The 14667-nt window shown below is 54.7% G+C and carries 12 protein-coding genes; 4 read left to right on the forward strand and 8 right to left on the reverse strand.

Going from position 1 to position 14667, the window contains the following annotated elements:
* Positions 1-67 precede the first annotated feature (67 nt).
* Entirely contained in the window at positions 68-2110 is a 2043-nt protein-coding gene (locus tag CNE01S_RS10675; protein ID WP_061275845.1) for a choline transporter, read from the forward strand.
* Between the two features lie 3 nt (positions 2111-2113).
* Here the strand turns inward: CNE01S_RS10675 and CNE01S_RS10680 are convergent, their stop codons facing one another.
* The gene (locus tag CNE01S_RS10680; protein WP_061275847.1) at positions 2114-3067 is read right to left on the reverse strand and encodes a GlxA family transcriptional regulator; all 954 of its coding nucleotides are present in this window, start codon (positions 3065-3067) and stop codon (positions 2114-2116) included.
* Between the two features lie 113 nt (positions 3068-3180).
* On the opposite strand from CNE01S_RS10680, the gene CNE01S_RS10685 reads away from it, so the two are divergent.
* Entirely contained in the window at positions 3181-3822 is a 642-nt protein-coding gene (locus tag CNE01S_RS10685; protein ID WP_061275849.1) for an HD domain-containing protein, read from the forward strand.
* Between the two features lie 416 nt (positions 3823-4238).
* Here the strand turns inward: CNE01S_RS10685 and CNE01S_RS10690 are convergent, their stop codons facing one another.
* Both CNE01S_RS10690 and CNE01S_RS10695 read right to left on the reverse strand, forming a co-directional pair.
* Positions 4239-5051 (reverse strand): arylamine N-acetyltransferase family protein, encoded by an 813-nt coding sequence (locus CNE01S_RS10690; protein ID WP_061275851.1) that lies wholly within the window; start codon positions 5049-5051, stop codon positions 4239-4241.
* A gap of 75 nt (positions 5052-5126) precedes the next feature.
* Entirely contained in the window at positions 5127-5744 is a 618-nt protein-coding gene (locus CNE01S_RS10695; protein ID WP_061275853.1) for a glutathione S-transferase family protein, read from the reverse strand.
* A gap of 70 nt (positions 5745-5814) precedes the next feature.
* Here CNE01S_RS10695 and CNE01S_RS10700 point away from each other — a divergent pair, with 70 nt between their 5' ends.
* Both CNE01S_RS10700 and CNE01S_RS10705 read left to right on the forward strand, forming a co-directional pair.
* On the forward strand, positions 5815-6894 hold the full coding sequence (locus tag CNE01S_RS10700; protein ID WP_061275855.1) for a LacI family DNA-binding transcriptional regulator: 1080 nt from the start codon (positions 5815-5817) through the stop codon (positions 6892-6894).
* 109 nt (positions 6895-7003) lie between these two features.
* Positions 7004-10075, forward strand: a complete 3072-nt coding sequence (locus CNE01S_RS10705) for a beta-galactosidase (protein WP_061275857.1) — start codon at positions 7004-7006, stop codon at positions 10073-10075.
* A gap of 99 nt (positions 10076-10174) precedes the next feature.
* On the opposite strand, the gene kduD is transcribed toward CNE01S_RS10705, so the two are convergent.
* From kduD to CNE01S_RS10730, 5 genes are all read right to left on the reverse strand, one after another.
* Positions 10175-10936, reverse strand: a complete 762-nt coding sequence (gene kduD / locus CNE01S_RS25230) for a 2-dehydro-3-deoxy-D-gluconate 5-dehydrogenase KduD (protein WP_061275859.1) — start codon at positions 10934-10936, stop codon at positions 10175-10177.
* Between the two features lie 27 nt (positions 10937-10963).
* A complete protein-coding gene (gene kduI, locus CNE01S_RS25235) occupies positions 10964-11800 on the reverse strand; it encodes a 5-dehydro-4-deoxy-D-glucuronate isomerase (protein ID WP_061275861.1) in 837 nt (278 codons plus the stop codon).
* A gap of 111 nt (positions 11801-11911) precedes the next feature.
* The gene (gene kdgT, locus CNE01S_RS10720; RefSeq protein ID WP_061275863.1) at positions 11912-12904 is read right to left on the reverse strand and encodes a 2-keto-3-deoxygluconate transporter; all 993 of its coding nucleotides are present in this window, start codon (positions 12902-12904) and stop codon (positions 11912-11914) included.
* Between the two features lie 108 nt (positions 12905-13012).
* On the reverse strand, positions 13013-13813 hold the full coding sequence (locus CNE01S_RS10725) for an IclR family transcriptional regulator (RefSeq protein WP_061275865.1): 801 nt from the start codon (positions 13811-13813) through the stop codon (positions 13013-13015).
* A 438-nt stretch (positions 13814-14251) separates the two neighbouring features.
* The gene (locus CNE01S_RS10730) at positions 14252-14602 is read right to left on the reverse strand and encodes an MmcQ/YjbR family DNA-binding protein (RefSeq protein ID WP_061275867.1); all 351 of its coding nucleotides are present in this window, start codon (positions 14600-14602) and stop codon (positions 14252-14254) included.
* Between the last annotated feature and the right edge of the window lie 65 nt (positions 14603-14667).

Raw genomic sequence — 14667 nt, forward strand, 5'->3', positions numbered from 1 at the left:
TCTGCATTCACAAGAAAAACTTAACTGCTCATCTGAGTAGTCACCGTTACTTAACCTGAGGTAATCGATGACGAAGCCCGTTACTGCTCCTGCTACCAGTGAAAAAGACAAAATCAACCCGGTGGTGTTCTACACGTCCGCCGGGCTGATTTTGTGCTTTTCCCTGATGACCATTTTCTACAGCGATTTCTCCGCAAACCTGATTAGCCACACCCTGAACTGGGTCTCTTCCCGCTTCGGCTGGTACTACCTGCTTGCAGCCACGCTCTATATCGTGTTTGTGGTGTTTATCGCCTGCTCCCGTTTCGGCTCCATCAAGCTCGGGCCGGAACAATCCAAGCCCGAATTTAGCGTACTGAGCTGGGCGGCGATGCTGTTTGCCGCCGGGATAGGCATCGACCTGATGTTCTTCTCCGTTGCCGAGCCGGTGACGCAGTATATGCAGCCGCCGGAAGGTGCCGGACAAACCATCGAGGCCGCACGCCAGGCAATGGTCTGGACGCTGTTCCACTACGGGCTGACCGGCTGGTCGATGTATGCGCTGATGGGCATCGCGCTGGGCTACTTCAGCTATCGCTATAACCTGCCGCTGACGATTCGCTCGGCGCTATATCCTATTTTCGGCAAGAAAATTAATGGCCCGATCGGCCACACGGTGGATATCGCGGCGGTGATTGGCACCATTTTTGGTATCGCCACTACGCTTGGGATCGGCGTTGTGCAGCTGAACTACGGGCTGAACGTGCTGTTTGATATCCCGGATAGCCTGGGGGCCAAAGCGGCATTGATCGTGCTGTCGGTGATTATCGCCACTATTTCGGTGACCTCCGGCGTCGATAAAGGCATTCGAATCCTTTCCGAGCTGAACGTGGCGTTAGCGCTGGGATTAATCCTGTTCGTGCTGTTTATGGGCAATACCGAGTTTCTGCTCAACGCGCTGGTGCTGAACGTCGGCGATTACATCAACCGCTTTATGGGCATGACGCTTAACAGCTTTGCGTTTGACCGACCGGTGGAATGGATGAACAACTGGACCCTGTTCTTCTGGGCCTGGTGGGTGGCGTGGTCGCCGTTTGTCGGCCTGTTCCTCGCACGAATCTCCCGTGGCCGCACCATTCGTGAGTTTGTGCTCGGCACGCTGATTATTCCGTTCACCTTTACCCTGCTTTGGCTTTCGGTGTTCGGCAACAGCGCGCTCTATGAAATTATTCACGGCGACGGCACATTTGCCCAGGAAGCGATGGCTCACCCGGAACGCGGCTTCTACAGCCTGCTGGCGCAATATCCCGGCTTTACCTTTAGCGCTTCGGTAGCGACGATCACCGGCCTGCTGTTCTACGTCACTTCGGCGGACTCCGGCGCGCTGGTGCTGGGGAACTTCACCTCTAAGCTGAAGGACATCAACAGCGATGCGCCCAACTGGCTGCGTATCTTCTGGTCCATTGCTATCGGCCTGCTGACCATGGGGATGCTGATGACTAACGGCATTTCCGCGCTGCAAAACATGACGGTGATTATGGGCCTGCCGTTCAGCTTCGTGATCTTCTTCGTGATGGCCGGATTGTATAAATCCCTGAAGATAGAGGATTACCGGCGAGTCAGCGCCAGCCGCGACACCGCGCCGTACATGATGACCGCTCAGGACCGCCTCGGCTGGAAAAAGCGCCTGTCGCGCCTGATGAACTACCCAGGCACGCGCTATACCCAGAAGATGATGGACACCGTTTGCTACCCGGCAATGGAAGAGGTTTCTCAGGAGCTGGAACTGCGTGGCGCGAAGGTCGAGCTTTCCGCCGAACCGCCGCTGCCGGATGAAAAACTGGGGCACCTGGAGCTGCGGGTACATATGGGCGAGGAGCAAAACTTCGTTTACCAGATCTGGCCGCAGAAATACTCGGTGCCGGGCTTTACCTACCGCGCCCGCAGCGGTAAATCGACCTATTACCGGCTGGAAACCTTCCTGCTGGAGGGCAGCCAGGGCAATGACCTGATGGACTACAGCAAAGAACAGGTGATCATCGACATTCTCGATCAGTACGAACGCCATCTGAACTTTATCCACCTGCACCGTGAGGCGCCGGGGAGCAGCATTACGTTCCCGAACGTGTAGCGGCTAACACATCTTTTTATACGCGGCGGGCGTGATGCCCATACGGCGCACAAAGGCCCGCCGCAGCGTATCCACCCCGGAAAATCCGCTGGCAGCGGGTATCGCCTTCACCGGCAGCTCGCCGGACTCCAGCAACTGCCTCGCCCTTGCCACTTTCTCGGCTTCCAGCCAGTCCCCCGGCGTGACCTGCATTTCCTGATGAAACAGGCGCGTTAAATGCCGCACGCTGAGGTGAATATGCGCCGCCATTTGCTGTACGGTGGTCACCTCCGCAATGTTGGCGATTGTCCAGCGCTGAAGATCCTGCAGCGCGCTGCGCCCGCTGAGCGACGTTTTCTGCTCGCGGATAAAGTGGTTTTGGTTCACGGGACGCTTAAAGAACATCACCAGATTGGCCGCGATGTCCTGCGCCACTTCCCGGCCAAGATCCTCCTCCACCAGCCGCAGGGCGAGATCCAGCCCAGAAGTCACGCCTGCCGCCGTGCGTAGCGGGCCATCCATGACGTACAGCGCGTCGGCAGTCACTTCCGTGTCGGGATATTGGGCCGCTAAAAGCGACGAAGCCGACCAGTGGGTGGTCACCTTCTTGCCTTGTAGTAAGCCAGTTTGTGCCAGCAAAAGTGCGCCGGTGCAGACCGAACCGTAACGACGGCTCTGGGTACAAAGTCTGGCTATTTTTTCGCACTGCCCGGTGCTCAGCGTTACGTCTGCCGCATCCGGCGCACCGGCAATAAGAAAAGTGGTTTCCCGCCCGCTAACCGCCGCTTCAAGCACATCGTCAGCCAGCACTTTCACGCCGGAAGACGCCATAACTGTCGCTGCTTCCAGCGCAATAATTCGGGATTGGTAAACCTCGCGATGCAGCACGCGATTTGCCTCGGCAAACACATCCAACGGCCCCGAAACATCCAATAGCTGAACGCCGGGTACCGCCAGGATCAGGATTTGATGCGCCATTGTTTTCTCCACGTCGCGAAGTGCGGCATAAGTCTTAAATCGTCGTAATGCGATCATTTAAGACATTTCAACTGCGGCCTATGCTACTCCAACCCCAACGTGAGGAGAAAGAGATGAGCTTAAAAATTAACGGTATTGCCATTCCGGACAGCAAAATGGCGCGTGAGGCCACGCAGCTGGTACGCGACACGGAATCAGACTTATTGTTCCACCACTCCAGCCGGGTTTATTACTGGGCCGCGCTGGCCGGGCAGCGGCGTGAACTTAAGGTGGACCACGAGCTGCTGTACATCGGCTGTATGTTCCACGATATGGGGCTGACCCATGAACACTGCAGCTGCGACAAGCGTTTTGAAGTGGACGGCGCGTTTGCCGCGCAGGATTTTATGCGTCAGTACGGCGTCAACCAGGCCGATATCGACAAAGTGTGGACGGCAATTGCCCTGCATACCACGCCGGGCATCCCTGAGTTTATGGCCCCAGAAATTGCGCTGGTGACGGCAGGCGTAGAAATGGATGTGCTGGGGATTGATTACGACAAATTCAGCGACGAACAGCGTGAGCAGGTGGTGAAGCAGCACCCTCGCCCGGCGGCATTTAAAGAAGAGATTATTCAGGCGTTTTACGACGGGATTAAAAACAAACCGGCCACCACGTTTGGCAACGTGAAGGCCGATGTCATTCAGGATAAAGAACCTGGGTTCGAACCGCTGAACTTCTGCAGCATTATTCGCGCTTCCCGCTGGGCTGGTTAAGCAACCTCAGGCGGGTGGCTTAACTGTCACCTGCCCTGAACGGCGGCGAGGGTATCAAGCCCGGTGCCCGGCTGCGGATCATGCGCAAAAGCGCCAATAACCATAAGAGAAAGGATGATTGCCAGAAAGATGTTTTTCATAACCTGTGTTAACCGCTGTGCCGCCTGATGAGAACCGCCGTTATGCTAAAAGAAAAAAGCTCAAATTGATAAAGGAAATTTTCAAAGGAACGTCAATTTTTGAATATTCCTCATATTATTCGGCTTTTTACCCTTGCGTTGGCTTTGAAACAAGATATATCCACTCTCTACGCGCATACCGCTGCTATTTTATTTTGAGTTTTTGGGTGTGGTTTTACGATCGAGGCGGATCGCCGCAGCATGCTGGCACAAACTGCGGCGTTTTAAGGGGAATTATCAGGCTGGTGTTATCACGCCAATCCGTATCAGCATCGCTGAAAACTCATCGAGGCTGATGCCGTGGCGCGGATGGTCGAAGCGCAAGTTGAAGTTTTTCTGCAGCAGGTCATAAACCTCTTGTGCATGGGTAAAGACCGGTGCGTTTTCCCCGGCGCTATAGAGCGTATTCTTTTCGCCATTGGCCTTGTACAAACACAGCGTCAGGCAATGGCGGAAGTGCGAGTGTGGCCACGTTGCCACGTAGTGGTTCCCGGCTTCGTAATCAGCGTCGTATTGCGGTTCGAGGCTAAAACGGTAAAGGTTAATCACTTTGTCGGTATCATGGAATTTCAGCAGCCAGTCGTGATCAACCCGCTCGAAACTGTAAACGCCATGCGTAGTCTGCTGCATCTCGCCGGCCACCAGACGAACCGGTTCGGGCAGCGTTTTACCGCCGAAGCCGACGTCGGCTATCCAGTCCTGGCCGTCAATGGTCACCTTCGTCAGGCGATGCGTCCTCGCGGGCATCTGCGGCGGGTTGGCCAGCAGCACGCGGGCCGCTAAGTTTTCCACCTCAAACCCCAGTTCAGCGAGCACGTTACGGAACAGGCCATTTTGCTCAAAACACCAGCCGCCGCGCCCGGCCACAACCAGCTTTTCAAAGACGCTTTCATCGTCGATATGGAGTGTTCTGCCGAGCAAAACATCCAGATTCTCAAACGGAATAGCGCAGGCGTGCGCCAGATGCAGCGCACGTAAAGTGTCCACCGTAGCGCTGCGCGGCCCGTGGTAGTTAATGCGGTCGAAATAAAGCCCCAGATCTGATGCCATTTTGCTGATTCCCTGCTGCGAATGAATGGCCTCACTATAAATGCGGCGGCCAGCAGGCAGATGATCGTTCGTGCTTTAAAGCATGCCGTTTCTGCCCAACACTTTATTGAGCTGCGGCAGTGCACGAACCTGATTAGCCACGGCCGCAAGCTTAGGCGTGTGTTGGTCAAACCAGGCCTGCCGGGGCCGCCAGCGGGTCATCGCCGGCAGATATAAATCCAGCAGAGTCAGCTGCTCGCCAAAAATATAGGGGCCAGCACCTAACTGCGTTTCAAACCACAGCCACAGCGACTCGCGGTAGCGGTAAAGGTTTTCGGTGAGGACCGTCGCCTCTTCTTCTACCCAGCGTTCACCGTAATCGCCGTAGGTGAAGGTGGGGTAAACGTTGGCCACAATCCAGATAAGCAGGCGGTAAAACTGCTGCCGCTCCGGTGTGCCAATGGGCGGGGCGTACTGCGGATGACGATCGAGGATCCAGAGCGCGATGGCCGCGCTTTCGGTCAGCACTTCACCGTTTTCCAGCACAAGGGTTGGCACCTGCGCCAGCGGGTTAATCACCAGCAGCCGATCCCGCATCGGCCCTGCTGTATCAAACCCGTCAACGTCGATGAATTTGTAAGGTTCCTCAACCAGCGTTAGCATCAATTCAGTAATGGCCGACCCAAAACTCGACACGCCATACAGTTTGTACATAAGTTTCTCCCGGCTTTCGCGTTATGTGTAGAATAGCCGCCCTACCAGCGTCTGCGAGAAGGAGCCTGCAATGAAAGCGAAATCTGTGACCCTGTACGATGTTGCTGAGTCGGCGGGTGTGTCTTATCAGACCGTTTCGCGCGTGATCAATCAGGCTTCGCACGTTTCGGCGAAAACGCGGCAAAAGGTTGAAGCCGCAATGAAAGCGCTGAACTATGTGCCGAATCGCGTGGCGCAGCAGCTGGCGGGGAAACTCGGCCAGACGCTTGGCCTGGCAACCACCACCCTTTCCCTGCATGCCCCTTCGCAGATTGCGGCGGCAATAAAATCCAAAGCCGGCGAGCTGCAGTTCAATGTGATGATTTCGATGGTTGAGCAGCCCGGTGCAGCTGCGGCCAGCGCCGCCGTGAAGAGTTTGCTTGCCCAGCGCGTTGACGGGCTGATTGTGAATATTCCGCTGGAAACGGCGGAGGTGAGAGCCGTGCAGGCGGCCTGCGGTGATGTTCCCGTGCTGTTTCTGGACGTTTCACCGGACGTTTCGGCTAATCACATCGTTACCGACTCCGCGTCAGGCGCGTGCCTTGGCGTGGAACATCTGGTCGCGCTGGGTCATAGCAATATCGCCCTGCTGGCCGGGCCGGAGAACTCGGTTTCCGCCCGCCTGAGGCTTGAAGGATGGCAGCGCTCGCTGGCACAGCATCAGCTTGCGCCGGTGGCGTTTATGCGCGGGGACTGGAGTTCCCTGTCCGGCTACCAACAGGTTAGCCAGCTTTTACGCGACGGTCAGAAGCCGACGGCGGTTCTTGTGGCTAACGATCAGATGGCGCTGGGCGCGCTGCGCGCTATTCACGAAGCCGGGTTAACGGTGCCGCAGGATGTTTCCGTTATTGGCTTTGATGATACCGAAGACAGCGCCTGTTTCTGGCCCCCGCTGACGACCATCCGACAGGATTTCAGGCAGCTCGGTGAAGCCAGCGTGAAAGGCATTATGACGCTGATTCACCAGGCGGGCGCACTGACGGCGCTGCATCCGGTCAGCCTCGTGGAGCGTAAAACGACCGCCGCACCGGGTAACCTGATGCCCCCCTCAGCGGCGCAGCTGGCCGATGAGCTTTCTCGCCTCGCGCAGCAGATTTCGCGCCTGAAATAAATCAGCATTCTTTGTGAAGCCTATCACCGAATACGGCGTAATGGCTTTACTCCTGAACGCCTGTCGCTAAATTGTGAGCGTATAACAATTATCTCACAGGCGCATCAACATGACCAACATCCCCCCTTCACTCCAGTCCACGCTGGCCCGCCGCGACTGGGAAACTCCGGCCGTAACTCAGCTAAACGCCCTGGCGACTCATCCACCGTTTTCCAGTTGGCGTTCACTGGAAGATGCCAGGGATGATAAGCGCTCACCGTCGCGGCAATCTCTTAACGGTGAATGGACGTTTAGCTATTTTCCTCGCCCAGAAGCAGTGCCGGAGAGCTGGTTAAGCGCAGATCTCCTCGATGCAGAGGGGATTCCCGTGCCTTCGAACTGGCAAATGCTGGGCTATGATGCGCCCATTTATACCAACATCACCTACCCGATTCCGGTCAATCCTCCTTTTGTACCGCAGGAAAACCCCACCGGATGTTACTCGCTCACATTTGAGGTCGATAAAACCTGGCTGACGAGCGGGCAAACGAGGATTATTTTTGATGGTGTAAACTCTGCTTTTCATTTGTGGTGCAACGGCATCTGGATCGGCTACGCCCAGGACAGCCGCCTGCCCTCAGAATTTGACCTCAGCGCGGTGCTAAAAGTGGGAAGCAACCGCATAGCGGTGATGGTACTGCGCTGGAGCGACGGCACTTATCTGGAAGATCAGGATATGTGGCGGATGAGCGGTATTTTCCGCGATGTTTCGCTGCTGCATAAGCCGGACACACGCCTTGCCGACGTGCAATTAACCACCGATCTTAACGAAGATTTTTCACACGGCGAGCTGCGGGCGTTAGTCAAACTTGAAGGCCAGAACATCAGCGCCTGCGAAGTGCTGGTGCAGCTCTGGCGCGGAGAGACATTGCTGGCAGCAAAACAGCAGGCTATCGGCAGCGACATTATTGACGAACGCGGGGCTTATCACGACCGCACTACCCTGCGCCTGCCGGTTGAACGGCCGCTGCTGTGGAGCGCCGAAGCCCCCTATCTCTATCGTGTCGTGGTTGTTTTGCTCCAGGGTGAACATGTTGTCGAGGCTGAAGGCTATGACGTTGGCTTCCGCAAAGTGGAAATTACCGGCGGGCTGCTGAAGCTCAACGGCAAACCGCTACTTTTGCGTGGTACCAACCGCCACGAGCATCATCCGGTAAACGGCCAGGTCATGGATGAAGAAACAATGCGGCGCGACATTCTGCTGATGAAGCAGAACAATTTTAATGCCGTGCGCTGCTCCCACTATCCGAATCATCCGCTGTGGTACAGGCTGTGTGATTTTTACGGCCTTTATGTCGTGGATGAAGCCAATATTGAAACCCACGGCATGGTACCGATGAACCGCCTGAGCGACGATCCGCGCTGGCTTCCGGCGATGACCGAGCGAGTTACCCGCATGGTGCAGCGTGACCGTAACCATCCGTCCATTATCATCTGGTCTTTGGGCAACGAGTCCGGGCACGGCAGCAATCACGATGCTCTTTACCGCTGGATAAAATCCAACGATCCTACCCGGCCAGTGCAGTACGAAGGCGGCGGCGCAGACACGGCGGCCACCGATATTATTTGCCCGATGTACGCCCGGGTCGATCAGGATCAGCCCTTCCCGCAGGTGCCAAAGTGGTCGATTAAGAAATGGATTGGGCTGCCCGAAGAGCACCGGCCGCTGATTCTGTGCGAATATGCCCATGCGATGGGCAACAGCTTCGGCGGGTTCAGCAAGTACTGGGAGGCGTTTCGTCAGCACCCACGCCTGCAGGGCGGTTTTGTCTGGGACTGGGTCGATCAGTCGCTGGTAAAATATGACGAAAACGACCAGCCGTGGTCCGCGTACGGCGGCGATTTTGGCGACACGCCAAACGATCGACAGTTTTGCATGAACGGCCTGGTCTTTGCCGACCGCACGCCGCACCCGGCCTTATTCGAAGCGAAGCAGGCCCAGCAGTTCTTCCAGTTCCGCCTGCTGCCCGAAAACCGGCTGGAGGTCACCAGCGAATACCTGTTCCGACATAGCGATAACGAACGGTTGATCTGGGCGTTAAAAAACGAAGGCGAAGTGCTGGCCAGCGGTGAACTCTCGCTGTACCTTGCGCCGGAAGAAACCCGCGAGTTTCCGCTTGAGCTGCCGGAGATAATCAGCCCGGGCCAGGTCTGGCTGCATGTTGAAGTGCTGCGGACGGCCTCGACGTCATGGAGTGAAGCCGGGCATAGCTGCGCTCAGGCTCAGTGGCAGTTGCCGTCTGCGTTAGCGCGGCCAACTATCAGCCCCGTGGGCGCTGCGCCATTACTGCAAATGGACGACAGGCACGTTGACGTATTCCACGGCGACCAGCACTGGCGTTTTGAGCGTAGAAGCGGCCTGCTCAGCCAGTGGTTTAGCCACCAACGCCCTACGCTGCTCACGCCGCTGCAGGATAACTTCACTCGTGCGCCGCTGGATAATGACATCGGCATTAGCGAGGCCGCACATATCGATCCTAATGCCTGGGTGGAACGCTGGAAGGCCGCGGGCATGTACGACCTGACGCCGGAATTGTTGAGCTTCGACGCGGACAGGCTGAGCAACGCCGTGCTGGTTCGCACCGTTCATCGCTGGCAGGGCAACGGTAAAACACTGTTTATCAGCCGCAAAAGCTACCGTATTGATAGCGAAGGCGAACTGCATATCACGGTAGACGTGGAGATTGCCCCCGGCACGCCAGCTCCGGCGCGTATTGGCCTCAGCTGCCAGCTTGTGGATCTGGAGCCAGAAGTTAGCTGGTTTGGGCGCGGGCCGCACGAGAACTACGCCGACCGCAAAAGCTCGGCGCTGTTTGACCGCTGGACGCTGCCGCTGGCCGACATGTATACGCCTTACGTATTCCCGAGCGAAAATGGCCTGCGCTGTGACACTTCACGGCTTGAGTACGGCCGCAATCAGTGGCGCGGCAAGTTTCATTTCAGTATCAGCCGCTACGGGCAGAAACAGCTCCATGAAGCAACTCATCGGCATTTATTGAAAGCAGAGGCAGGAAGCTGGCTGAATATCGACGGTTATCATATGGGCGTGGGCGGGGACGATTCGTGGAGCCCGAGCGTCTCGCCGGAGTTTTTACTCTCCGGGTCGCATTATCACTACGCCGTGAGCTGGAAGAAAAGGTAATGGAAAAAGCCGCCTGTTATTCAGGCGGCCTTTCATTGATTTTCGGCTGATAACCACGAAGAGGGAAAAACCACGCTTTTTCCCTCTTCGTCAGCAACTTTAGCGTGCCAGCCAGCCGCCGTCTACCGCCACGGTGTAGCCGTTAACGTAGTCAGAGGCCGGTGAGGCCAGGAACACTACCGGCCCCATCAGATCGGACGGAAGCCCCCAGCGCCCCGCCGGAATACGTTCGAGGATCTCACTGCTGCGCTCCGCGTCAGCTCTTAACTGCTCGGTGTTGTTGGTGGACATATAGCCCGGCGCAATCGCATTGACGTTGATCTTATGTTTCGCCCATTCGTTAGCCATCAGCCGGGTAATGCCCATCACGCCGCTTTTGGACGCCGTATAAGAAGGCACGCGGATCCCGCCCTGGAATGAAAGCATCGAAGCAATGTTAATGATTTTGCCTCCGGTTTCCTGCCTGATGAACTGTTTCGCTACCGCCTGAGAAAGGAAGAAGACCGTTTTGACGTTCACGTTCATCACGTCGTCCCAATCCTGTTCGGAAAACTCAAGGGCATCCTGGCGGCGAATAATTCCGGCGTTATTCACCAGAATATCTATGCGCCCAAAAACGGCGGAGGCCTCATCGGTCACGTTTTGCAAATTCTCGTAGCGGCTCAGGTCGGCGGCGATATTCACAAAGCGTCGTCCCAGCGCTTCAATTTGCTGGCGGGTTTCCAGCGGTTCAGCAATGTTTACGCCAATAATATCGCAGCCCGCCTGCGCCAGGCCTACCGCCATGCCCTGCCCCAGCCCGGTATTACAGCCGGTCACTAACGCAACTTTTCCTGTTAAAGCAAACTGTTCTAAAACCATGATGTACTCCTTACGTGCGATAGCGATTTAGCGAATATCTTTCATAGCGATGTGGTCCATATCGTCGAAGGTTAAGTTCTCGCCGATCATGCCCCAAATGAAGGTGTAGCGTTTGGTTCCGACACCCGAGTGAATCGACCAGCTCGGTGAAATAACCGCCTGTTCGTTGTGCATGACAACGTGACGCGTTTCCTGCGGCTTGCCCATCATGTGGAAAACAATGGTGTCTTCATCCATGTCGAAGTAGAAATAGACTTCCATGCGGCGCTCGTGGGTGTGGCTGGGCATCGAGTTCCAGTTGCTGCCCTCTTCAAGCCGGGTCATGCCCATGCTGAGCTGGCAGGTGTCTAGCACCTCCGGCACCAGATACTTGCGAATGGTGCGTTTATTGCAGCTTTCCAGGCTGCCCAACGGTGCGGCCACCGTATCTGCGCCGGTAATTGTCCTTGTCGGGTACACGTGGTGGGCAGGCGCGCTGTTGTAATAGAGTTTGGCCGGCGTTGCGCTGTCTACGCTTGCGAACGTCACCTCGCGCGAGCCTTTACCGATATACAACGCCTCTTCTTTTTCTACGCGATATTCGGCGCCATCGACGGTAATAACCGCCGCGCCGCCAATATTAATCAGCCCCAGCTCACGGCGTTCGAGGAAATAGTTCACGCCGAACTGTTTGCCGACTTCTTCACTAATGGAAATGGTTTTATTCACCGGCATAATGCCGCCAATCACGATGCGATCGATATGGCTGTAAACCATCGTGTATTTATCGGCTTCGAAAATCTTTTCAACTAAAAACTCTTTTCTAATCCCGGCAGTGTCCAGCGTTTTAGCATGATCGCTGTGAATACTTTGTCTGATATCCATATATAACTCCTTAGTCTGTTTCAATTTTAATGCGAGCTTGTCCCTGGCATAATTGATGCCATGCGGGTGTTTATTACTTTAAATAGAATTAAATGCGTTATTCGCGTGGTATTAAGGCACCGGTTGCTTAGCGATAATTACCGCCTGACCCACCTTTCCTTTTTTAACCTGTTTAGCCCAAAGTGCGGTAATGATCGGTACCGCCACGGAGGTTACGATAACGCTGGTTGCCACCAGGGCCGTGGCCGCCGGAGCCGCAGGCGCAAACTCCGGCACCATCTGCGCGATTAATATCGGTGTAGCCACCGCCGCACCGGCCGTGCTGGAAGCCGCTACGCCCGCGGTACCGTCACCACCACCGAGGAATTTATCAGCAAGAATAAGCGGGATGCCGGTGACGATAATCACCACAAATCCCAGGAATATGCCGGCAAATCCGGTTTCGACAATAACCTGCAATTTGATGGTGTTGCCGAGCGCAAAGGCAAAGAAGGGGATCAGCGTTTGTACCGCGCCGCCAAACATTTTCCGTAAGTCCGGGTCAAGATTCCCCAGCATGAACCCCACCAGGAACGGCAGCACTGCCCCGACAAACAGCTGGGGTTCAAAAGAGGCAATTCCTGCGGTGCCGAGCACGACCATCGTCATCAGCGGCCCGGACTCCAGCGACATCAGGACAAACGCGCCGGACTCCTCTTTGGTACCGTACTGATTCATCAGCGCGGCATACAGCCCACCGTTGGTCATGTCCATCGCCGCAACCAGCGCCAGGGTAGAGATCCCGGCAAAGAGTCCGGCCTCAACGCCGTTCAGCGGCAGAAACGCCCCAACGGCCATCGCCACCAACCACGCCGTGGCAATCTTGGTCACCACCAGTACGCCGGACTTTTTCAGCATCGTGCCGGTAGCTTTTAGCTCAATGGACGCGCCCATACAAAAGAACCAGACGGCAAGAATCGGCACCGTGCCGGTAATAAGACCGTTGGTAAATGATCCTAAATATTTACCGGCGCCGGGAGCAAAAGTATTACACAGCGCGCCCAAAAATAGCGGCGCCAGCATTAACCCACCGGGAACTCTGTCTATTGCTTTCTTGATTTGCATACTGACATCCTCGATAAAATGTAATAAAGACTCATCAATTCATTGCAAAAGGCCAGAAGTAAACCTCCGCAATAGTTCGCGGATAATTTACTGCCTGAGAAAAATAACTTACTGTTTATTCATTGGCCGGGACTTCAGGCCAAAATTCACTGCGTTAGATATTTTTTCCGTGGTCGCCAATAAATGGCTTAAATATTCTTCCTTTTTCCCATTGGTAAATTGAGAAACCATTCCCGTCAGGCCGATGGCACAAAGCACGTCGCCTTTAGTGTCAAATACCGGGGCGGAAATACAGCGAATTTCATTGATGTTCTCACCGTCATCGTAGGCCCAGCCCTGCCGCTTCACTAAGGCAAGATGCTCAATGAAGCGCTGCCTATCAGTGATGGTGGTTTCCGTTTTCTTTACGAAGGTGGCCTTCGCCAGGATCTGCTCAACCTGCTCTGTCTGGCGCCAGGCCAGCAGAATCTTGCCCAGAGACGTGCTGTGCAGACGAATACGCTTCCCTTCCCAGGAGGTTAATATGATCGCCTGTGGAGACTGGATTTTGCTGAGGAAAAAGGCCTCATCACCTTCCATGATGCCCTGGTGGCAGGTTAGCCCGGTGAGTTCGACCAGTTCGTGGAGATACGGAATGGCCTCCAGGCGAATGTCCAGGCCGCTTGCCGCCAGCCCTCCTAGTTCAAACAGATGCAGTCCGAGTGCATAGCGCCCATCCACGCGAAGGCGAAGCATTTGCGTGGCGCATAACACCTCGAGCAAGTGATGGGTGCTGCTTTTGGGAATCACCAGCTGAGTACTGATTTCGCTAAAGCTGGCGCTGCCTTTTTCCGCAATAAAATCGAGAATGGCCACCAGTCTGACGGCTGCGGGGGCTTTACTCTCTTTTAAATTCTCTGGGATGCGCATATTTAATTCCATTCGGGTTATTCGTTTTATATATAGAACGTTTTTTGTTTTATATATCGAACCTATTTCTTATTGCCTGGCCTGTGCGTTTTGTTTCATATATAGAACCATGCAATTCATATGTGAAACAATAAACGGAAATTAGCCTAAAAAACGTTATGTGAAGCAATTTATTATCCCGTCGGGTTATTTATAACTTAAATGCGTGAAGTGGGTCACACTTATCTAATTCACCAATATCATTGTTTTTTAATGGCGGTTATTTAATGAAAAAGTGGCGTTCGGAATTAACAGGGAATGTAATTTTATTGCATGGAGTGTTAATGTATTGAGATTAAATCCGGGGCTTTCACAAAAAATGCTGAGGGAGAGTGATATTGTCTTTATTAATGGATTACTCCCCGAGTACCCTATCTAATTTTGGCATTCGGGGGGGGATTAACGCGTCAGGCCAAAGCTTTCGTCGATAAGCCCCAGAATTAATTCATCCGCTACCTTGTCAATTAATACCGTTACCCAATGTTCTTTGTTCATATGGTAGGCGGGTAAAATACCCGGCTGCATTCTCAATGAACCTACGGCGCCCGGCATCACTTTTACGTTGAGAATATCGACGATCTCATCGCTTTCCAGCCCCAGTTTTGCGGCTGAAATGCTCAGCACCACGCCAAACCATTTGCGCTTGTAGCGGTGCCGCAGCACGGCGTAGTCCTTGAACTTGTCCCACGGATAGTCTGGCTCGACCTGATACTTGTCAAAAACAGCAGCGAACAGCGCTTCTCGTTTCATTGTTTTTCCTTAACCGCGTGACCCGGAAACCTTATCCGGGCTCGCGGCTAGTATAACTACAATTA

Source organism: Cedecea neteri NBRC 105707 = ATCC 33855 (assembly GCF_001571265.1).
Lineage (GTDB): Bacteria > Pseudomonadota > Gammaproteobacteria > Enterobacterales > Enterobacteriaceae > Cedecea > Cedecea neteri.

Bases quoted from the DNA above. Each gene is read 5' to 3' on its own strand.
- kduD (WP_061275859.1), bottom strand. From the start codon at position 10,936: ATGGTTTTAGAACAGTTTGCTTTAACAGGAAAAGTTGCGTTAGTGACC.
- CNE01S_RS10725 (WP_061275865.1), bottom strand. From the start codon at position 13,813: ATGCGCATCCCAGAGAATTTAAAAGAGAGTAAAGCCCCCGCAGCCGTC.
- CNE01S_RS10685 (WP_061275849.1), top strand. From the start codon at position 3,181: ATGAGCTTAAAAATTAACGGTATTGCCATTCCGGACAGCAAAATGGCG.
- CNE01S_RS10675 (WP_061275845.1), top strand. From the start codon at position 68: ATGACGAAGCCCGTTACTGCTCCTGCTACCAGTGAAAAAGACAAAATC.
- CNE01S_RS10700 (WP_061275855.1), top strand. From the start codon at position 5,815: ATGAAAGCGAAATCTGTGACCCTGTACGATGTTGCTGAGTCGGCGGGT.
- kduI (WP_061275861.1), bottom strand. From the start codon at position 11,800: ATGGATATCAGACAAAGTATTCACAGCGATCATGCTAAAACGCTGGAC.
- CNE01S_RS10680 (WP_061275847.1), bottom strand. From the start codon at position 3,067: ATGGCGCATCAAATCCTGATCCTGGCGGTACCCGGCGTTCAGCTATTG.
- kdgT (WP_061275863.1), bottom strand. From the start codon at position 12,904: ATGCAAATCAAGAAAGCAATAGACAGAGTTCCCGGTGGGTTAATGCTG.
- CNE01S_RS10705 (WP_061275857.1), top strand. From the start codon at position 7,004: ATGACCAACATCCCCCCTTCACTCCAGTCCACGCTGGCCCGCCGCGAC.
- CNE01S_RS10690 (WP_061275851.1), bottom strand. From the start codon at position 5,051: ATGGCATCAGATCTGGGGCTTTATTTCGACCGCATTAACTACCACGGG.
- CNE01S_RS10730 (WP_061275867.1), bottom strand. From the start codon at position 14,602: ATGAAACGAGAAGCGCTGTTCGCTGCTGTTTTTGACAAGTATCAGGTC.
- CNE01S_RS10695 (WP_061275853.1), bottom strand. From the start codon at position 5,744: ATGTACAAACTGTATGGCGTGTCGAGTTTTGGGTCGGCCATTACTGAA.